Here is an 18,943-nt window from a genome sequence, read left to right as displayed (position 1 = left end):
CCTAGCTGTAGACCGTCACTTCGACGCGTATCCCGTCGGGGTCGCGGAAGAAGGTGGCCGTTTCGCCGTCGAAATACTGCTTGTGCGGCACTTCGAACCCCGCCTGCTCCATCCCGTCGCGGACCGCGTCGAGGGCGGCTTCATCGGGCGCCGTAAAGCCCAAATGATTCAGGCCGGGGGCGTAGCGTTCGTACTCCGAGGTAGCCGCTTTGGCTTGCTTGAGATCGACGCTCAGGCCATCGTCGCTCGTCCACACGTGATTGCGCGTCTTGCGGAAACCGATGAGGCCAAGCAAGGCGTCGTACCAGGGCAGGCTCGCTTCGAGCGAGCGCACCAGAACAACCATGTGATCGAGCTTCATGGCTTCAACCTAGGCGCGCCAGCGCGCCCTTCAAGCGGTCGATTTCGGCCACGTGGTGCGCGTGGTCGGCGCGGGCCTTTTCGACGGCTTCGGGCTTGGCGCGTTCGACGAAGTTGGCGTTGCCGAGGCGGCCTTCGAGGGCTTTGGCTTCCTTGATCGAAGCTTCCATCGCCTTGGTCAGGCGCGCCTTCTCCGCCTCGATGTCGATCACGCCTTCGAGCGGCACGATGAAGGCGTCTTCGCCCGCGGCCACCTGCATTGCCGCGCCGCCGGGCGCTTCGGCGAAGTGGACCGGCGTGAGGCGCGCGAGGCGTTCGATGGCGGCGACGTTCTCTTCGACGACCTTGCGGCCCAGCACCGACGGGGTGGGGCAATAGGCTTCCAGCTTCGCGCCCGGCGCGATGCCGAGCTCGTTCTTCGCCGTGCGGACCGCGCTGGTGAGCGCGATGAGCCAGTCGATCTCGGCCTTCGCTGCTTCATCGATTTCGGCCTGAGGCTCGGGCCACTTGGCGGTGATGAGCGGGTAATCGGGACGATCGCCCTGCTTTGACCACAGCTCTTCGGTGATGAAGGGCATGAAGGGGTGGAGCATGACGAGAATCTGGTCGAGCGCCCAGCCGGCGACGGCCTTGGTTTCCTCATCGAAATTGCCCTTGATCAGCTCGATATACCAATCGCAGAAGCGGTCCCAGACGAAGTGGTAGATCGTGTTCGCGGCGGCATCGAAGCGCAGGTCGGCCATCGCCTGTTCGAGGGCATTCTTGGTCTCGACGACTTCGCCGATGATCCACTTGTTGACCGCCTGCGTGGCCTCCGGAGCCGCGATGCTGGTGCTCGCACCGATGCCGTTCGACTGGCAGAAACGCGTGGCGTTCCAGAGCTTGGTCGCGAAGTTGCGATAGCCCTCGACGCGGCGCTCATCCATCTTGATGTCGCGGCCCTGGCTTTCCATCGCCGACATGAAGAAGCGCAGCGCATCGGCGCCGTACTGGTCGATGAGGCCGAGCGGGTCGACGACATTGCCCTTGGACTTCGACATTTTTGCCCCGTCGGCGGCGCGCACCAGCCCATGAAGGTAAAGCCGCGGCCACGGCGCCTTTCCGGTCAGATGCATGCCCTGCATCATCATGCGCGCATCCCAGAAGAAAAGGATGTCGAAGCCGGAAATCAGCAGGTCGTTCGGATAATGCTTATCGAGCAGGTCGGTCTTGTCCGGCCAGCCGAGCGTGGCGAAGGGCCAGAGCGCGCTAGAGAACCACGTGTCGAGCACGTCGTCGTCGCGGGTGAGGGCGACGCCATCACCGGCCTGCGTCTGCGCTTCTTCCTCGGTCATGGCGACATAGGCCTTGCCTTCGGCGTCATACCAGGCCGGAATCCGGTGACCCCACCAGAGCTGGCGGCTGACGCACCAGGGCTGGATGTTCTCCATCCAGTTGAAGAAGGTCTTCTCCCAGCTCTTGGGGACGATCTCGATGGTGCCGTCCTTGACCGCCTCGATCGGCGCCCTGGCGAGCTTTTCGGCATCGACGTACCATTGATCGGTCAGCCACGGTTCGATGACCACGCCGCCGCGGTCGCCGAAGGGCGTCGCGATGGTGCGCGGTTCGGCGTCATGTTCGACCTCGTTGCCTTCCTTGTCCTTGGTGACGTGCGGGATGAGGAAGCCGAGTTCCTTCATGCGCGCCACTACCAACTCGCGCGCGCCATCCACACCGTCGCGCTTGAAGCGGTGCAAGCCGAGGAATTCCTCCGGCACCAGCCCGTCGGCCGTCTGGCAGACGTTCGCCTCGGCATCGAGCATGTTGAGCATCTCGGCCGGTTTCATCCCTGCGCGCTTGCCCACGTCGAAGTCGTTGAAATCGTGACCCGGCGTGATCTTCACGCAGCCCGAGCCAAGTTCGGGATCGGCGTGCTCGTCGCCCACGACCTTGAAGCGGCGGCCGGTGATCGGCTGGAGGATGTCCTTGCCCACGACCGATGTGTAGCGCTCGTCATCGGGGTGCACGGCCACGGCCATATCGGCCAGCATGGTCTCCGGGCGCGTGGTCGCCACCACGAGATAATCCTTGCCTTCCGCCGTCGTCACACCGTCCGCGAGCGGGTACTTAAAGTGCCAGAAGCCGCCCTTCACATCGGTGGCCTCGACTTCGAGGTCCGAAATTGCGGTCTTGAGCTTCGGATCCCAGTTCACCAGCCGCTTGTCGCGGTAGATGAGGCCGTCGTTGTAGAGATCGACGAAGGTCTTGAGCACGGCGTTCGAAAAATGCTCGTCCATCGTGAACTGTTCTCTGGACCAGTCCATCGAGCAGCCCAAGCGGCGCAGCTGGCGCGTGATCGTGCCGCCGCTTTCCTCTTTCCATTCCCAGACCTTGTCGACGAACTCTTCGCGGGAATAATTCGTGCGCTTGTCCTGCTTGGCTTCCATCTGGCGTTCGACCACCATCTGCGTGGCGATGCCCGCATGGTCGACGCCGACCACCCACAGCGCATCCTTGCCGCGCAGGCGTTCGTAGCGGATCACCACGTCCTGCAGCGTGTTGTCGAGCGCATGGCCGATGTGCAGCGAACCCGTGACGTTGGGCGGCGGGTTCACGATGGTGAAGGGCTCGGCGTCTTTGCGTTCCGGACGGAACAGGCCGTTTTCCTCCCAATGCGCGTACCAGCGCTGCTCGATTTCGGCGGGGTCGAAGGTCTTGGATAGCTCGGTGCTCATGATGGACGCCCATGCCAGCGCAAATTGTGCGATGCAACGCCGTAGGGGATGCGAAGTGATACGCGCTTGTTTAGCGAGGCATTTCCAAGCATACCGCGGGCACGAATGGCACGCTTGGCAGAATACGAACTGGAACAGGGGGACGGGGGCGCGGTCTTGACGCTGACCGGGCCCTATCTCGTGTCTACCATCGGCGCTCTGGACGAGGAGCTACGCAGCCTCGACGGACCGATTGCGCGCGTGGACCTATCCAACGTGTCGGAAATCGACACGGTCGGCGCGTGGATGGCTTGCAATATCGCCTCCGAACACCAGGCCGAGATCACCGGCGCGAGCGAGAGGGCGCAAAGGCTGCTCGGCGCGCTCGACGGGATCAGCAGCGACGAGGACCTCGCCGCGCCGCGCCTGCCCGTGTGGAGTCGCGTGCCCGAAGCCATGGGCGAAAAGGTCTTCAACGCCCGCACGGGCGCGATCGGGGTCATCAGCTTCCTCGGCGCGCTGCTTATTTCGGCCGGGAACCTGTTCAAGAACCCGCGCCGCTTCCGCATAGTCGCGCTGGTGCGTCAGGTCGAGCTGGTCGGCGTTTCGGCGCTGCCGATCATCGGACTTATGAGTTTCCTCATCGGCATCGTGATCGCCCAGCAGGGCGCGGTCCAGCTGGCCGCCTTCGGAGCGGAAACGCTGACCGTGAACCTCGTCGGCCGTATCACCTTGCGCGAACTTGGCGTGCTGATGACCGCGATCATGGTCGCGGGTCGGTCGGGCAGCGCCTTTGCCGCGCAGCTCGGCACGATGAAGCTGACCGAAGAAGTCGACGCCATGCGCACCATCGGGATATCGCCAATGGAAGCGCTGGTCATTCCGCGCATCATGGCCTCGGTCCTGACCATGCCGCTTCTCGGCTTTTACGCCAGCTGCATGGCGATCATTGGCGGCGCCGTGGTGGGCGACCTGATGCTCGGCATTCCGTTCTGGACCTTCCTTGCCCGGATCAAGGAAGTGGTGCCGACCTACGACGTGTGGGTCGGCCTCATCAAGGCGCCGGTCTTCGGCCTGATCGTCGGGCTGGCGGGCTGCTACAACGGTATGCAGGTGAAGGGGAATTCGGAAGAGGTCGGCATTCGCACGACCATGTCCGTGGTCTCCGCCATCTTCGCAGTCATCGTGCTGGACGCGTTTTTCGCCGTTTTCTTCACCGAACTGGGGTGGGGCTGATGGCCGAAGGCGAGAGCGCATCCGGCGGCCGTCACGAACGGTTCCGCGGCGACTATCCGATCGTGGTCGAAGGGCTGAAGAACCAGTTCGGCGATGCGGTCATTCACGAGAATCTCGACCTTGAGGTCAAGCGCGGGGAAATCCTCGGCGTGGTCGGCGGATCGGGTACGGGCAAATCGGTGCTGATGCGCTCGATCATCGGCCTGCAGACGCCCACAGCGGGCGATGTGAAGGTCTTCGGCAAGTCCATCGTCGATGCTGATCCGGACGAGGAAATCGGCGTGCGCGACCGCTGGGGCGTGCTCTTCCAGGGCGGCGCGCTGTTCTCGACGCTGACGGTGGGTGAGAATGTCGAAGTGCCGCTGAAGCAGTTCTATCCCGAAATATCGGACGAACTGCGCCGCGAAATCGCGCGCTACAAGATCATGCTTTCGGGCCTCCCCGAAGAAGCGGTGAGCAAATTCCCGAGTGAGCTTTCGGGCGGGATGAAGAAGCGCGCCGGCCTTGCCCGCGCGCTGGCGCTCGATCCCGAACTCCTCTTCCTCGACGAGCCGACCGCGGGGCTCGACCCCATCGGAGCGGCCGCCTTCGACAATCTCACGCGAGAGTTGAAGGAAACCCTCGGCCTCACCGTGTTTCTCATCACGCATGATCTCGATACGCTGCACGAGATTTGCGACCGGGTGGCGGTGATCGCGGACCGGCGGGTGATCGCGGTCGACACGGTTCCGAACCTGATGGAACTCGACCACCCGTGGATCCAGGAATATTTCAACGGCCCGCGTGGCCGCGCCGCGCTCACCGCGCAGGCATTGGACGAACTGCGCAAGCACATGGACATGCCGGTGGCCGCCCATGCGGTCAAAGCGTTGGACAACGCGCCTGCGACAAAGGATAAGGCCTAACCAATGGAAACACGGGCGAATTACGTTTGGGTGGGGGCGGTTACCCTGGCTGTGCTGGCGGCGCTGGCGCTGTTCATCGTGTGGATTGCGCGCTGGGGTGAAGGCGCGCAGAAGGAATACGACATCTTTTTCAAGGAAAGCGTGTCGGGCCTCGCCAACGGCAGCCAGGTCGCGTTTGCCGGTGTGCCCGTGGGGCAGGTCAGCCAGATCGCGCTGTGGGAGAAGGACCCCGAATTCGTGCGCGTGCGCATCAGCGTGAAGGAAGAGGTGCCCATCCTCGTCGGCACCACCGCGACCATCCAAGGCAGCTTTACCGGCGTGTCGACCATCCTGCTCGATGGCGCGCGCAGCGGAGCCCCGCCGATTTCCTGCGAAACGACGGCCTGCACCGAAGGCGTTCCGATCATCCCGCCCAAGGACGGCGGCCTGAACGCGCTGCTCTCCAACGCACCGCTGCTGCTCGAACGGCTGGCAACGCTGACCGAGCGGCTGACGCAGCTCCTCGATGACGAGAACCAGGGCGAGATCGCCGGCATCCTTGCCAACACCAACCAGATGACCGCCGACCTTGCGCAGGCCGCCCCGCAGTTCGAGCGTACCATGGCCGAATTGCAGGTGACCTTGCGCGAAGCCTCCGAAGCGCTCGACCAGTTCGAGCAGGTGACGGCATCGACCGATCGCCTGCTCAACCAGGAAGGCGCGGCGCTGGCCGACCAGCTTCGCACTACGCTAAAGCAGGCCGGAAACGCGTCGGAAGAATTGCAGGGCGTGCTGGCGGAGGCTCGCCCCGCGACCAAGCAGCTGACCGAAAGCACGCTGCCTGCCGCCGAAGCCACGCTGCGCGACCTGCGCGCCACCAGTAAGGCGCTGCGGGATGTGACCGAAAAGATCGACGAACAGGGCGCAGGCGCCTTGCTCAACAGCCAGCCGCTGCCCGAATACGAGCCGTGAGCCGAGGGAAAGACGCGATGACCAAGCCTTTCAAATTCGCCATTCTCGCGCCGGCCCTGCTGCTCGGCGGCTGCCTCTCCTTTGGCAGCGAACCGCCCGAGAGCTTGCTGACGCTCACGCCGACCGCCAGCGCACCGGCGGGTACGGGCGGGACCAGCACGGCGGGCACCGCGCTGGTGTTGAAGGAATTCGAAGCGCCCAGCGCGCTCGACGTGACCCGCGTTCCGGTGCAGGTGACCGACACCGAACTCGCCTATCTGAAGGACGCGGTCTGGGTCGAAAAGCCCGCCCGCCTGTTTCGCCGCCTGATGGCCGAAACCATCCGCACGCGCTCCAGCCGCGTGGTGATCGACGGTGACGATCCCGGCGCGCTCGCCGAGAACCGCCTCACCGGCACGCTGCGCGCCTTCGGCTACGACGCGCGCGACGGCAGCGTACGCGTGGTCTTCGACGCCGTGCGTCCGGGCGAGGGCAGCGAAGTCGTCACGCGCCGCTTCGAAGCCGTGGTGCCCGGAGTGGCCGCCGACGTGTCCAGCGTCGGTCCCGCGCTGAACCAGGCCGCCAACGATGTGGCCGGGCAGGTTGCGGAGTGGGTTGGGTAAAGCTGGACTGTAGATCACAGCGTGTACCATCCGACCCATTTCACGATTTTCGGTCTGGAAGTTTTGCTGGCCGGAATGTGGTGGGGGCTGGGCTGTGGCCTCATTCCTGCGATTAGCGGATACTTGTTCCGCGTTCACAGATTGCTCGCACCAGTCCTGGTAGTATCCAATGCGTTTCTCTGGGTCTTATCCGAGCAAATGGATGTGGCATCTTACGGTAACGTCTGCCTCCAAAAGTTTCGCGAGCTTCAGGATGCCGGCCACGAGCTGTTTGGTGGCTTCGATTGCGTAGGCTTCGCGTTTGATTTCGAGTTAATGGCACGGCTGCTGGCGTGGATGCTGCCCGCATTTCTGCTGGGTTGGGCCGCTGCGGAAATTCGCTTTCGGCTAGAGAAAAGAAAGTCCGCGAACAGCTAACGCCGTTTCCAGCTTGGAGGCCTCAAGGCCTCCAGGTAAGGTCGACCGGCTCCCAGCCGCCCTTGCGCAGCATCTCCACGCCTTCCTGACGGTCGAGCCCGGCTTCGTCGAACGTGTCCAGCGCGTAGCAATAGGTGGTGCTGCGCTCGACCGCTTCGTCGACGCGTTGCGAAACGTGGCGATAGAAGGCGTCCTCGTCGTCCGGCGACTGGTCCCATGTGCCGGGATAGACGCCGCTGAAGTAGGCCTTGCCGCCGGGGCTGGAGGCCGAGGCGACGCAATAGATGTACTGCCGGTCGTCGGAGGCCGAGGCGGCGGGCACTAGGCAGCCCGTCGCAGCAGCGATTGCAGCCAGTCTTGCAAGGATTTTTACAGGCATCGTCCACGCTCCCATTCGACCTGTCGGACAGGAGGGAGCCTAGAGCAAAGCCATGCCAAAAGGTTTGCCGCGCAAGGTTAAGGCGCTGGCAGGATTTCGGCAGGATCAGCCAGCGGTCGCGGCGCGGTGGAACTCCATCGCGGCCAGGAAGTCGCCCTTGCGTTTCGCGCGCCGTTCTTCGGCCTCTTCGTCGCGGCCCCAGAGGTCGGCCTGCCAGTCTTCCTCGAGATTGGCGGCATTCCAGAGCGCAGCGCCATCGGCATCGGGCTGCAAGGCTTCAAGCCCGATGCACAGCGAGGCGGCGAGCGAGGTGACCTGTTCCAGCGCGGTGAGGGTGAAGGGATCGAGCCCTTCCAGCCGCGCGGCGAGGCGGGCGCGTGTGTCCTCGGTCTGCGGGCGATGGAGGATGCCGCTGATCCGGTGGAGCTTAACGCCCTCACGCGCTTCCACTCCTTCGAGGATCGGCTCCCAGATCTCCTGCTGGCGGCGATAGAGCGCCTCTTCCGGATCGGCACGGAAGCAGAGCGTATCGGTCTCCGCATAGCCCAGCAGTTTCTCGACCAGGCTATCCCGGCCGCGCGCCACCACGTCGAGCGCGTAATCGCTCATGTCGCGGAAACGGAAGGCGGCGGGGTCGATCGTCTCGCCCTGTCCGCTCCACTCGGCTGCTAGCTTTTCGGCCAGCGCCTCGCTCGGCACCACTTGCGGCTGCCCGCCCTGCGTCTTGATCGGCCGCCCGTCGAGCGAGACCGTCCAGCCCAGATCGGTCTTGGCGGTGCTGACATCCTTGTAGAAACGCTTCATCGCGCGCGGCTGCTCCATTTGCGGGACAGAAAGATCGGGACGAGGAAGAAGTCCACCAGACCGATGAGGAGCAGCAGATAGCCGAGGATGTCGGGCGCTTCCACCGTGTCGGTCAGGATCAGGATCGCGCCCACGACGAGGATCGCGCCGCCGAGGCGCAGCAGCTGGATCGTGTAGAAACGGCGAATGGCGGGATCGGGCTCAGCCACGGATCATTGCCTCCAACTGCTCCATCGTCTCGGCGACACCGTCTGCGCCCGCCTCCCGCAATTCGTGCGGCAGGTGATAGCCCCAGGCGACGCCTACCGCGCGCACGTTTGCGGCGCGGGCCATCTCCATGTCGAAGGTTGTGTCCCCCACCATAACGGCTTCAGCCGCGCCGACCCCGGCTTCCGCCAGCGCTTCTTCCAGCATTGCGGGATGCGGCTTCGACGGATGGCGGTCGGCGGTCTGTAGGGTGACGAAATGGTGCTTGATCGAATGGGTGTCGAGGCAGGCGTGGAGGCCCCGGTCGCTCTTGCCGGTAGCCACGCCCAGCAGCCAGCCGGCCGCGGCGAGCCGCTCGATCAGCGCGGCCATGCCTTCGTAGAGCGGTTCTTCGAGAATGCCCGTCACCCGCCGCTCGCGATAGCCGGCCTTGTAGGCTTCGAGCGCGATGGCGTGCTGGTCCTCGCTCGCGTGCGGAGCAAGCTCACGCAGCGCCAGCGGCAGGCTGAGCCCAACCATGCGGCGCACCGCGTTGCGATCGGGTGCGGGCAATTTCGCCGCCGCAAAGGCCTCGTCCATCGTGTCGCAGATCGCCGCCTGCCCGTCGACCAGCGTGCCGTCGCAATCGAAGACCACGAGCCGGGTCACTTGCGCTTGGCTCCCCCGCGGCCCTTGGGCTTGGCACCCGTGCCGCCGCGCGCACGGCGGGGGCCGCGCTGGGACTTGCGGTAGTTCTTGGCGTGCTGGCGGGCCTTTTGCTTCTTTTCCTCGCGCGTGTTGGGCGGCGGATCGTCGCGCATGGGAGTGGCGTCGCTCGCGCCTTCGTCGAAGCCGATCTGCTCCATGCTCGCCGCGAAGTGTTCGGGAAGCTCGGCGGTCACGTCGAGCTTGCCGCCATCGGGGCTGTCGATGATCAGGCGGCGGGCGTGGAGGTGCATCTTGCGGCTGACCGAGCCGGTCAGGAAGGCTTCCTTGCCGCCATATTTCCCGTCACCCACGATCGGATGGCCCATCGCCGCGCAGTGGACGCGCAGCTGGTGGGTGCGGCCGGTCATGGGTTGCAGTTCGAGCCAGGCGACCTTCTTGCCCGCGCTTTCGACAACGCGGTACTTTGTCTTGGCAGGCGCGCCGCCTTCGTGGTCGACATGCATCTTCTCGCCGCCCGATCCGGGCTGCTTGGCGAGCGGGGCTTCGATCACGCCTTCTCGGATATCGGGCACGCCGACCACCAGCGCCCAGTAAATCTTCTTGGCCGAGCGGCCCGAGAAGCGCTTGGAGAAGAAGGCCGCGCTGCCGGGCGTGCGCGCGACCAGCAGGACGCCGGAGGTGTCTTTGTCGAGCCGGTGGACGAGACGCGGGCGCTGCTCCTCGCCCTCTTCCATATAGGCGTCGAGCAGGCCGTCGACGTGGTTGAAGGTGTTGGTGCCGCCCTGCGTGGCGAGGCCGGGGGGCTTGTTGATTACGAGCGCCGACTTGGTCTGCTCGATCAGCATGGCCTCGGCCTGCTCGATTTCGGCCTTGGTCAGTTCGCGCTTCTGCTTGGGTGCCTTGTGTGGGGCGTCGCCGCCCGGCGGCACGCGGATCTGCTGCCCCTGCGCCAGCCGGTCGTCCGGCTTGGCCCGGCTGCCGTCGACGCGGATCTGCCCGGTGCGCGCCCACTTGCTGACCGTGCCGAAGCCGATTTGCGGCAGGTGGCGCTTGAACCAGCGGTCGAGACGGATGCCGTCGTCATCGGCCTCCACGGTGAAATTGCGTACTTCGTCGGAGGTCTTCACCCGGCGATCCTCATGATGGCTAGGCCCACCATCAGTCCACTGATGCCGAGCGCGAAGGAGAGCACCGCGTAAAGCGATGCAAAAAGGAATTGTCCGCGCTCGATCATCAGCACCATTTCGAGGCTGAAGGCGCTGAACGTCGTGAACCCGCCGAGCAGGCCGACGCCGAGGAGAAGCCGCAGCTGTTCGGAGCTCTCGCTTCCGTGGCGCGCCAGCCATCCGGCCAGGACACCCATCAGCAGGCTGCCGACCGCATTGACCGCCAGCGTTGCAAAAGGAAAGGCGGAAATGATCGGCGCCCCCAGCCACTGCGTCATCGCGCGGCCCGTCTGGTAGCGCAGGGCCGCACCGAGTCCGCCGCCGATGGCGACGTGCAGGGTTGCAACGAGGGGGGAGAGGGAGGACATGGCCTTGCCTCTAGCGCCAAGCGCGGCTTTGCGAAACCCGCCCATTGGCGCTTGCCTTTTTGCAGCCGAATCCGTATGTGCGCCCCCGTTCGAGCCGGTCCGGAACGGATTCGGCGCGTTTTTCGTTTATCAGGCGAAGCCCAATTCAAGGAGGCATACCCCGCTAGAGGCGGGCTCTGGCCCGTAAAGTCGAGGTATTGAAGTTTATGCAAATCATGGTTCGCGATAACAATGTCGACCAGGCCCTCCGCGCGCTGAAGAAGAAGCTGCAGCGTGAAGGCGTGTATCGCGAAATGAAGCTGCGTCGCCACTACGAGAAGCCAAGCGAAAAGCGCGCCCGTGAAAAGGCTGCTGCCGTTCGCCGCGCGCGCAAGCTCGAGCGCAAGCGTATGGAGCGTGACGGCATCAAGTAAGCCGTTGCCAGCACCATCGTGCTAAGCCATGAGGGCGCGGAGAAATCCGCGCCCTTTGCGTATCAGGACCAGGAAATACATGACCGAGATCACCCGCGTTCCGCTCCAGCCCATCAAGAAGGGCTCGCTGACCAAGCTCTGGCTCGGCGTCCTTGTCGCCATCCTGCTGGGCGCAGGCCTTGCCTGGGCGGCCGTGCCAAAGGGCCTGTCGGTCGAAACGCTGGTCGAGGGCAAGGGCGATGCGGTCGAGATGGGCGATATCGCCTTCGTGAAATACGTCGGCACGCTGCCCGACGGCACCGAATTCGACCGCTCGCAGCAGAGCCCGCTGCCGCCCGAACTCTTCCCCGAAGGCACGCCGTTCGTGATCGAGGAAGGCGCGGTCATCCCCGGTTTCCTCGATGGGCTGCTCCAGACGCGTGAAGGCGGCAAGTACCGTATCGAGATACCGTCGGACCAGGCTTATGGCGACAGCCCGCAGCCCGGTTCGGTGATCCCGCCGAACAGCGACCTCGTCTTCGAAGTCGAGATCGTCGAAGTGATGAGCCGTCAGGAAGCCGAAGCGCGCATGATGCAGCTCCAGGCGATGATGGGCGCGCAAGGGGCGCCGGGCGCTCCCGAAGCCGGAGCCGAAGCTTCGGGCGAATAGACAGGGCCAAGCGCCCTTTCGCCGCTTGAAGCGAATCCCGCGCGCGGCTAGGGCGCTTGCCCATGTCAGTCACACGCGAAGAAGTGGCCAAGATCGCCTCGCTCGCCCGCATCAAGATGGGCGACGAGGAGCTTGATCGGATGGTCCCCGAACTCAACAACATCCTCGACTGGGTCGAACAGCTGGGCGAGGTCGATACCTCCGGCGTCGAGCCGATGACCGCAGTCATCCCCAACACGCTTCGCCTGCGCGACGACGTGGTCGATGCCATTCCCGAAACCAGCGGGGGCCGCCGCGAGGATGTGCTCGCCAATGCACCGGCAGCCGAACACGGCTTCTTCGGCGTGCCCAAGGTGATCGAATAATGACCGACTTTACCAAGCTTGGCGTGAAGGACATCCGCGACGGCGTGGCCGGCGGCGATTTCACTGCACGTGAAGTGGCCGAAAGCTTCAACGCGGCCGTCGCTTCGGCCGCCGAACTCAACGCCTTCATCGTGACCACGCCCGACCACGCATTGGCCGCCGCCGATGCGGTGGATGCGAAGCGCGCGAAGGGCGAGGACCTCGGCAAGATGGGCGGCGTGCCCATCGGCATGAAGGACCTCTTCGCCACCAAGGGCGTGCAGACCACCGCGGCCAGCCACATCCTCGAAGGCTTCAAGCCCGAGTATGAGAGCACCGTCAGCCAGAAGCTGTGGGATGCAGGCGCGGGCATGCTCGGCAAGCTCAATCTCGACCAGTTCGCGATGGGTTCGTCGAACGAGACCAGCTATTTCGGCAACGTTTCCTCGCCGTGGAAGAAGGACGGCACCAATGCCGCGATGAGCCCGGGTGGTTCGTCGGGCGGTTCCTCCTCCGCCGTCGCCGCGCGCATCGCGCCTGCCGCCACCGGCACCGACACCGGCGGCTCGATCCGCCAGCCCGCCGCCTTCACCGGCATTTGCGGCATCAAGCCGACCTATGGCCGCTGCAGCCGCTGGGGCGTCGTCGCCTTCGCCAGCAGCCTCGACCAGGCGGGGCCGATGGCGCGCTCGGTCGAAGACTGCGCGATCATGCTCGAAGCGATGGCCGGGTTCGATCCGAAGGACGCGACCAGCCTCCAGATGGACGTGCCCGACTGGGAAGCGGCGTTGAATGCCGATCTCAAGGGCAAGAAGGTCGGCATTCCCAAGGAATACCGCATGGACGGCACCGACCAGGCGATCCTCGACAGCTGGGAGCAGGGCAAGGCCATGCTACGCGACGCTGGCGCGGAAATCGTCGACGTTTCGCTGCCGCACACGAAATACGCGCTGCCTGCCTATTACATCATCGCTCCTGCCGAAGCTTCCTCCAACCTCGCCCGCTATGACGGCGTGCGGTACGGCCTGCGCGATCTGCCCGATGGCGCTGGCCTCCAGGACATGTACGCCGCCACCCGTGCCGCCGGTTTCGGCGACGAAGTGAAGCGCCGCGTGCTGATCGGCACCTATGTCCTGAGCGCCGGGTTCTACGATGCCTATTACACGCAGGCGCAGAAGATCCGCACGCTGGTGGCGCAGGACTTCGAAAAGGCTTTCGGTGAGTGCGACGTGATCCTCGCGCCGACCACGCCAACCGCCAGCTTCCCGCTGGGTTCGCTCAACGAAGACCCGCTGACGATGTATCTGAACGACGTTTTCGCCGTTCCCGCATCGCTCGCCGGCCTTCCCGCCATGAGCGTGCCCGCCACGGTCAATCCGGACGGCCTGCCGCTGGGCCTGCAACTGGTCGGCAAGCCCTTCGACGAGCAGGGCGTGCTGAACGCAGGCCTCGCGATCCAGCAGCGCGCCGGATTCGAAGCGAAGCCGGAGAAGTGGTGGTGAATTTATCGTGCTGGAATGCAAATAGTCTTTGTTGCGCCGAGCCTGACCAGTGACCCTGGAATTACACCTTGGCGCGCATAAGACTGCTACGACATACCTTCAGAACATCCTGACCTACAATCGGCCGCAAATTGCACTTGCTGGGTCGATGTATTGGCCATTACTCGACGCTCGGCCTATGGTTGAAGCTTTCTTCGATCACCGATCCCACCCGTTGCTGCTTGCTGCAAAAGGTATCCGTTCTGGCAAAAGTCATAAGCCCAGGCTCGTGCGAGCGATAGAAAGCTATGAACGAGCGATCTTGTCGGAAGAAAACTTCATTGGTTCATCTCACGAATCTTTCGGGGGGAAACTGTTGTATCCTAACGCTAGTTTCCGATTAGCGAAATTGAGGCGAGCCCTGCCCGAGCGGCCTATTCGTATTTGGTTGTGCATTAGGAACCAGGCTCACTTTTTAGCTTCAGCTTACGCGGAGTCGCTTCGGCACGGCAATGCGACAAGTATTGAAGATTTACGGCAATTGGTGCAATCTGGAAAGCATAGTTGGTATGAGCTAATTCAGCGCATGCAGAAAATTATGAGCGATACTGATTTTGTTATATGGCGCTATGAAGATTTTAGAACGCTTCAATATACCATTCTCGCAGAACTCACGGGACTTAGTGCTGGACGGTTACAATTCCCCCAAACTATCGATTCACGACCTAGCGCCTCCGCGGAAGCGGTTTTTGCACAGAATCAAAGGCTGACGCTCAATCCACAATTTCGAGCGTTTGAGATGCTAAAAAACGAGGCAATTTACCCCAAGTCGCGTTTTTCGGAAGCGTTTGCTCCATGGAGTGAAGAAACCGTAAGAGAACTAAACGGTCGCTACGATGGCGATCTAGCTGCCATTGCGGAACTACCGCACACGCGAATACTCAATCCTATGGTTGGAGATTGAATGAGCACTTACCGCATCCAGGGCGCAACCGGCGAATGGGAGGTCGTGATCGGCCTCGAAGTCCACGCGCAGGTGACTTCAAACGCCAAGCTGTTCAGCGGCGCTTCGACTGCCTTCGGGGCGGAACCGAACACGCAGGTCAGCCTCGTCGATGCGGCGATGCCCGGAATGCTGCCCGTGCCCAACCGCGAATGCATCCGCCAGGCCGTGCGCACCGGCATGGCGATCGAGGCTGAGATCAACAAGTGGAGCCGGTTCGACCGCAAGAACTATTTTTACGCCGATTTGCCGCAGGGCTACCAGATCAGTCAGCTTTACCACCCGATCGTGGGCGAGGGCGCGCTGCACATAGAGGCGGACGAAAAGGCAGGTATTCCCAAAGACAAGGTGATTGGGATCGAGCGCATCCACGTCGAACAGGATGCGGGCAAGCTGATGCACGACCAGCATCCGACCATGTCCTATGTCGATTTGAACCGCGTCGGCATCGCGCTGATGGAAATCGTGTCGAAGCCCGATATGCGAAGCCCCGCCGAAGCGGGCGCGTATGTCCGCAAACTGCGTTCGATCCTGCGCTATGTCGGTTCGTGCGACGGGAACATGGAAGAAGGCTCGATGCGCGCCGACGTGAACGTCAGCGTCCGCCGCCCGGGCGAGGAATTCGGCACGCGCACCGAGACGAAGAACGTCAACTCGGTGCGCTTCGTGATGCAGGTCATCGAATACGAAGCCAACCGCCAGGTCGACGTGATCGAGAACGGCGGCACGGTGGACCAGGAAACGCGCCTGTTCGATCCGGGCACCGGTACCACGCGCACCATGCGTTCGAAGGAAGACGCGCATGATTATCGCTACTTCCCCGATCCGGACCTGCTGCCGCTCGAGCTGGAAGACAGCTTCATCGAGGAATGCCGCGCATCGCTTCCCGAACTGCCCGACGCCAAGCGCGCCCGGTACGAGAACGAGCTGGGCCTCACGCCCTACAACGCGCGCGAGCTGACGGCCGAGGTCGAGACCTTCGGCCGCTTTGAAACGCTGCTCGCCGCAACCGCTGCCAGGATCGGCAAGCCCGAAGCCAAGGTCGCGACGCAGGTCGCCAACTGGGCGCTCTCGGTCGCGCCGGGCGTCGTGAAATCGCTGGGCGAGGACGCCAACATGGCCAACGCCACGGCGGAAGCGCAGGCCAGCATCCTCGCCATGCAGGACAAGGGCGAGATCTCCGGCGGCCAGGCCAAGGAGATTTACGAGATCGTCCTCAAGGAGGGCGGCGAGCCCGAAGCCATCGCTGACGAGCGCGGCCTCAAGCAGGTCAGCGACACGGGCGCGATCGAGACGGCAATCGACGAGATCATCGCGGCCAACGAAGACAAGGTTGCCGAATATCGCGGCGGCAAAGACAAGCTGTTTGGCTTCTTCGTCGGCCAGACGATGAAGGCCATGCAGGGCAAGGCGAATCCCGCCGTGGTCAACCAGCTGCTGAAGGCCAAGCTCGACGGCTGATCCTTTCCGCGTTTGCGGAGCACCTGCCTGGCCCGGTCAGGGAACCGTCGCGCGTCAGCGACGGTTCATCCTGATTATGCGACGTTTTTTGCTCCCCATTCACGGAGGGTCGCTCCTCATGCGTATTTTCATCGGCATTTTCGCCGTTTTGTCGCTGACGCTTGCAAGCGCCCAGCCGGCCTCGGCGCAATTCGGCGGGCTTGAACGGACCGAGGTCAAGGACGGCTACGAGATCCGCGCGGGCGAGACCAATATCCTCGTCTTCCGGCCCAGCGTGCGCGTCGGCAGCCAGACGACCGGCGGCATGCACGAACCCAATGCGGAATGGACCGAGACGGCCAAGGCCAATCTCATCACCGCGCTGGCCGAAGTGCACGGCGCGCAGGGCACGAACCTCGTTATGGTCCCCGAGCAGGAGGGCGAGATGGCCGATCTCGTCGAGGAATATACCGCGCTCTTCGGCACGGTTGCGGGTGCGGTGCTTGCGCACAAGATGACCTATGGCAATCGCCTGCCGACCAAGAAGGACCAGTTCGACTGGACGCTGGGCGAGGAGGCCGCGCGGCTCAAGGAACTGGGCGGCGATTACGGCCTCTTCTTCCTCACCTACGACAGCTACGGCTCGACCGGGCGCAAGGTGCTGCAGGGGCTCGCGCTGGTACTGGGGGGCGGCTTCGTGCCTTCGGGGACGCATATCGGCTATGCAGGTCTGGTGGACCTCGAGACCGGCGACCTGGTATGGCTCAACGTCGACACCTCCATGGGCGGCGACCCGCGCACGGTCGAAGGCGCGGAGAAGCGCGTCGCGCAGCTGATGGAAGAATTTCCCCGCAAGGCCGCCGGTGAACCGGGGGCTGAACCTACCGGCGAAGTGATCGTCCTGCCGCCGCCCACCGCCGAGGACGGGACCGTCCTTCCTCCGGAGGACGAGGCGGATACCGAGGGCGCAACCGAGGAACACGAGCCTGGAGCGGAGGACACGCCATGAAGCGCCTTTTCTCTAGCGTAGCACTGGCGGCGCTCGCCGTGCAGCCGCTCGCCGCGCAAGATGTGGAAGCCGAGGAGCAGGCCGAGGTCGCTGTCGAGGTCGAGGCCGACGCAATTGAGAACTCTGGCGAAGAAGCCCCGCTGCCGAGCGCGCATGGCTATGAGCCGAAGGACGAGCTCGAAAAGGGCCTGTGGTACGAGATGGACGAGGCGGAAAAGCGCCTCAAGGAATCGCGCTTCCTGATCGAGGACCCGGCGCTCAATGACTACGTCCGCTCGGTGCTGTGCAAGACGGTGGGCGACCAGCGCTGCGCCGCAACGCGCCTTTACCTGATCCGCACGCCACAATTCAACGCGAGCATGGCGCCCAATGGCGTGATGCTGGTCTATTCCGGCCTCCTCCTGCGCATGCGCGACGAAGCGCAGCTGGCCGCCGTGCTGGGCCATGAGTTTACCCATTTCGAGAAGCAGCATTCGCTGCGCATTTTCCGCCAGATCCGGACCAAGACCGATATCCTGAGCTGGCTTTCGGTCCTGCCCGTGCGGCTGCCCTATCCCGCCGGCATGGCCGCGCAGATGGCGGTGCTGGGCAGCGTCTATGATTTTAACCGCGACATGGAGCGCGAAGCCGACGCCGGTTCGATCGACGAGCTGATGCGCGCCGGATACGATCCGCGCGCCGCCTCCGCTATCTGGTCGCAATTGGGCGCGGAGATGGACGCGACCGCCGAGGAACGCGGCCACCGCAGCGACAAAAACCGCAACGGCGGCCTCTTCGCCACCCACCCGCGCTCGACCGACCGCATGGGCCGCCTTGCCCAGCTCGCCCGCGAGGCCGCCGGTGAAGACGCGGAAAACCGCTACACCGGCGCGCAGGAATACCGGGCGGCGATCGGGCCCTGGTGGTCCGCGCTGATCGACGACCAGATTGCGCTGAAGGATTTCGGCGGGACGGAATATCTTCTCGCCACGCTGGCGGGCGACGATCCTCTCGGCTGGACCGGCGACCTTCTTTACGCGCGCGGCGAACTCTATCGGGCGCGCGCCGAGGAAGGCGATTTCGCGCAGGCCGCCGACTTCTATCGCCAGGCCATCGCGACCGGCGAATACCCGGCGGAAAGCTGGCGCGGCCTCGGCCTGTCGCTGCTGCGCGACGGCCACAAGGTCGAGGGGCAAACCGCCCTGCGCAGCTATCTCGAACTCAGGCCCGACGCGCCCGATGCGGCGTTGCTGGCCTCCATGGCAGGGGAGGTTGCCTCGTGAAGACCCTTGTGAAACTGGCCGCACCGCTGACGCTCGCCGCCGCGCTCGCTCCTGTCCCTGCCGCTGCCGCCTGGCGGCTGGTCGAGGCAGGCGACACCCGCAAGGTCGCACGCAGCGACCTGCGCGTCACTGCGCCGGAGGACTGGAATCGCGCAACCGAGCGCCCCACGAGCCGCAGCGAAGTATGGACTCAGGACGGCATCGCACTCTCCGAACTCAGCTTCTTCGCCAAGATCAAGGACGGCGAGACGCTGTTCAAGCGCAATCAGCGCAAGCGCAATCCGCTGCCCGAATTCGACAAGGACATGCTGCCTACCGACCTCGTCGAATGGTATGAAGACACTGCCAATATCGTGCTCGGCGGATCGCTGTTCGAAATCGTCGAAGTGACGCCGGCCACGCTGGGCGGCCATCCCGGCGTCCATTTCCGCTACAGCTACACCGGCGGTGACAATGTCGCACGACTGGGCGAAGCGCGCGCCGCGATCATCGACGAGAAGCTCTACCTGATCAGCTTCGAGGCGCCGCGCCTGCATTATTTCGACCGCTACATCACCGGCGTGCGCGCCATGATGGATAGTGCCCGCTTCGAATAGGGCCCGCTTC

General features: G+C 64.0%; 22 protein-coding genes. 14 read left to right on the top strand and 8 right to left on the bottom strand.

Going from position 1 to position 18,943, the window contains the following annotated elements; translation table 11 throughout:
* Position 1 precedes the first annotated feature (1 nt).
* Together K3148_RS02140 and K3148_RS02135 are read right to left on the bottom strand one after the other, a co-directional pair.
* Positions 2–361 (bottom strand): VOC family protein, encoded by a 360-nt coding sequence (locus K3148_RS02140; RefSeq protein WP_221425701.1) that lies wholly within the window; start codon positions 359–361, stop codon positions 2–4.
* A 4-nt stretch (positions 362–365) separates the two neighbouring features.
* Positions 366–3,074 carry a valine--tRNA ligase gene (locus K3148_RS02135; RefSeq protein WP_221425700.1) on the bottom strand — a complete coding sequence of 903 codons (2,709 nt, stop codon included), beginning with the start codon at positions 3,072–3,074 and terminating at the stop codon, positions 366–368.
* A gap of 105 nt (positions 3,075–3,179) precedes the next feature.
* Here K3148_RS02135 and K3148_RS02130 point away from each other — a divergent pair, with 105 nt between their 5' ends.
* The 5 genes from K3148_RS02130 to K3148_RS02110 are packed head-to-tail and all read left to right on the top strand — an operon-like array spanning position 3,180 to position 7,164.
* Complete coding sequence (locus K3148_RS02130) at positions 3,180–4,289, top strand: ABC transporter permease (protein ID WP_221425699.1); 1,110 nt, start codon at positions 3,180–3,182, stop codon at positions 4,287–4,289.
* Positions 4,289–5,194 carry an ABC transporter ATP-binding protein gene (locus K3148_RS02125; RefSeq protein WP_221425698.1) on the top strand — a complete coding sequence of 302 codons (906 nt, stop codon included), beginning with the start codon at positions 4,289–4,291 and terminating at the stop codon, positions 5,192–5,194. Before K3148_RS02130 ends, K3148_RS02125 begins: the two co-directional genes overlap by 1 nt.
* A 3-nt stretch (positions 5,195–5,197) precedes the next feature.
* On the top strand, positions 5,198–6,145 hold the full coding sequence (locus K3148_RS02120; RefSeq protein WP_221425697.1) for an MlaD family protein: 948 nt from the start codon (positions 5,198–5,200) through the stop codon (positions 6,143–6,145).
* A 17-nt stretch (positions 6,146–6,162) separates the two neighbouring features.
* On the top strand, positions 6,163–6,747 hold the full coding sequence (locus tag K3148_RS02115; RefSeq protein WP_221425696.1) for an ABC-type transport auxiliary lipoprotein family protein: 585 nt from the start codon (positions 6,163–6,165) through the stop codon (positions 6,745–6,747).
* 21 nt (positions 6,748–6,768) lie between these two features.
* Positions 6,769–7,164, top strand: coding sequence for a hypothetical protein (locus K3148_RS02110; RefSeq protein WP_221425695.1), 396 nt, complete (start codon positions 6,769–6,771; stop codon positions 7,162–7,164).
* A 22-nt stretch (positions 7,165–7,186) separates the two neighbouring features.
* Here K3148_RS02110 and K3148_RS02105 read toward each other — a convergent pair whose 3' ends face one another.
* The 6 genes from K3148_RS02105 to crcB all read right to left on the bottom strand — a co-directional run bounded on the left by K3148_RS02105 (position 7,187) and on the right by crcB (position 10,736).
* Positions 7,187–7,543 carry a hypothetical protein gene (locus K3148_RS02105; protein WP_221425694.1) on the bottom strand — a complete coding sequence of 119 codons (357 nt, stop codon included), beginning with the start codon at positions 7,541–7,543 and terminating at the stop codon, positions 7,187–7,189.
* 105 nt (positions 7,544–7,648) lie between these two features.
* A complete protein-coding gene (locus K3148_RS02100) occupies positions 7,649–8,365 on the bottom strand; it encodes an ATP12 family chaperone protein (RefSeq protein WP_247711617.1) in 717 nt (238 codons plus the stop codon).
* Positions 8,344–8,556 (bottom strand): hypothetical protein, encoded by a 213-nt coding sequence (locus tag K3148_RS02095; protein WP_221425693.1) that lies wholly within the window; start codon positions 8,554–8,556, stop codon positions 8,344–8,346. Before K3148_RS02095 ends, K3148_RS02100 begins: the two co-directional genes overlap by 22 nt.
* On the bottom strand, positions 8,549–9,202 hold the full coding sequence (locus K3148_RS02090) for an HAD-IA family hydrolase (RefSeq protein WP_221425692.1): 654 nt from the start codon (positions 9,200–9,202) through the stop codon (positions 8,549–8,551). Before K3148_RS02090 ends, K3148_RS02095 begins: the two co-directional genes overlap by 8 nt.
* The gene (locus K3148_RS02085; RefSeq protein WP_221425691.1) at positions 9,199–10,329 is read right to left on the bottom strand and encodes an RluA family pseudouridine synthase; all 1,131 of its coding nucleotides are present in this window, start codon (positions 10,327–10,329) and stop codon (positions 9,199–9,201) included. The genes K3148_RS02090 and K3148_RS02085 overlap by 4 nt, the downstream gene beginning before the upstream one ends.
* Positions 10,326–10,736: a fluoride efflux transporter CrcB gene (crcB, locus tag K3148_RS02080; RefSeq protein ID WP_221425690.1), complete on the bottom strand. Its 411-nt coding sequence runs from the start codon at positions 10,734–10,736 to the stop codon at positions 10,326–10,328. The genes K3148_RS02085 and crcB overlap by 4 nt, the downstream gene beginning before the upstream one ends.
* A 206-nt stretch (positions 10,737–10,942) precedes the next feature.
* On the opposite strand from crcB, the gene rpsU reads away from it, so the two are divergent.
* The 9 genes from rpsU to K3148_RS02035 all read left to right on the top strand — a co-directional run bounded on the left by rpsU (position 10,943) and on the right by K3148_RS02035 (position 18,933).
* Positions 10,943–11,149 (top strand): 30S ribosomal protein S21, encoded by a 207-nt coding sequence (gene rpsU, locus K3148_RS02075; protein WP_006834591.1) that lies wholly within the window; start codon positions 10,943–10,945, stop codon positions 11,147–11,149.
* Between the two features lie 79 nt (positions 11,150–11,228).
* Positions 11,229–11,798: an FKBP-type peptidyl-prolyl cis-trans isomerase gene (locus K3148_RS02070; protein ID WP_221425689.1), complete on the top strand. Its 570-nt coding sequence runs from the start codon at positions 11,229–11,231 to the stop codon at positions 11,796–11,798.
* 62 nt (positions 11,799–11,860) lie between these two features.
* A complete protein-coding gene (gatC, locus tag K3148_RS02065; protein WP_221425688.1) occupies positions 11,861–12,163 on the top strand; it encodes an Asp-tRNA(Asn)/Glu-tRNA(Gln) amidotransferase subunit GatC in 303 nt (100 codons plus the stop codon).
* Positions 12,163–13,644: an Asp-tRNA(Asn)/Glu-tRNA(Gln) amidotransferase subunit GatA gene (gene gatA / locus K3148_RS02060; RefSeq protein ID WP_221425687.1), complete on the top strand. Its 1,482-nt coding sequence runs from the start codon at positions 12,163–12,165 to the stop codon at positions 13,642–13,644. Before gatC ends, gatA begins: the two co-directional genes overlap by 1 nt.
* A gap of 178 nt (positions 13,645–13,822) precedes the next feature.
* Complete coding sequence (locus K3148_RS02055) at positions 13,823–14,587, top strand: hypothetical protein (protein ID WP_345719537.1); 765 nt, start codon at positions 13,823–13,825, stop codon at positions 14,585–14,587.
* Positions 14,588–16,087 carry an Asp-tRNA(Asn)/Glu-tRNA(Gln) amidotransferase subunit GatB gene (gene gatB, locus K3148_RS02050; RefSeq protein ID WP_221425685.1) on the top strand — a complete coding sequence of 500 codons (1,500 nt, stop codon included), beginning with the start codon at positions 14,588–14,590 and terminating at the stop codon, positions 16,085–16,087.
* Between the two features lie 118 nt (positions 16,088–16,205).
* Positions 16,206–17,075, top strand: a complete 870-nt coding sequence (locus K3148_RS02045; RefSeq protein ID WP_221425684.1) for a hypothetical protein — start codon at positions 16,206–16,208, stop codon at positions 17,073–17,075.
* Positions 17,072–18,337, top strand: coding sequence for a M48 family metallopeptidase (locus tag K3148_RS02040; RefSeq protein WP_221425683.1), 1,266 nt, complete (start codon positions 17,072–17,074; stop codon positions 18,335–18,337). Before K3148_RS02045 ends, K3148_RS02040 begins: the two co-directional genes overlap by 4 nt.
* On the top strand, positions 18,334–18,933 hold the full coding sequence (locus tag K3148_RS02035; protein ID WP_221425682.1) for a hypothetical protein: 600 nt from the start codon (positions 18,334–18,336) through the stop codon (positions 18,931–18,933). The genes K3148_RS02040 and K3148_RS02035 overlap by 4 nt, the downstream gene beginning before the upstream one ends.
* Positions 18,934–18,943 lie beyond the last annotated feature (10 nt).

It is taken from the genome of Qipengyuania aurantiaca, assembly GCF_019711375.1.
Lineage (GTDB): Bacteria > Pseudomonadota > Alphaproteobacteria > Sphingomonadales > Sphingomonadaceae > Qipengyuania > Qipengyuania aurantiaca.
Note: the sequence above shows the minus strand (reverse complement) of the source record. Positions and strands in the feature narration are given on the sequence as shown.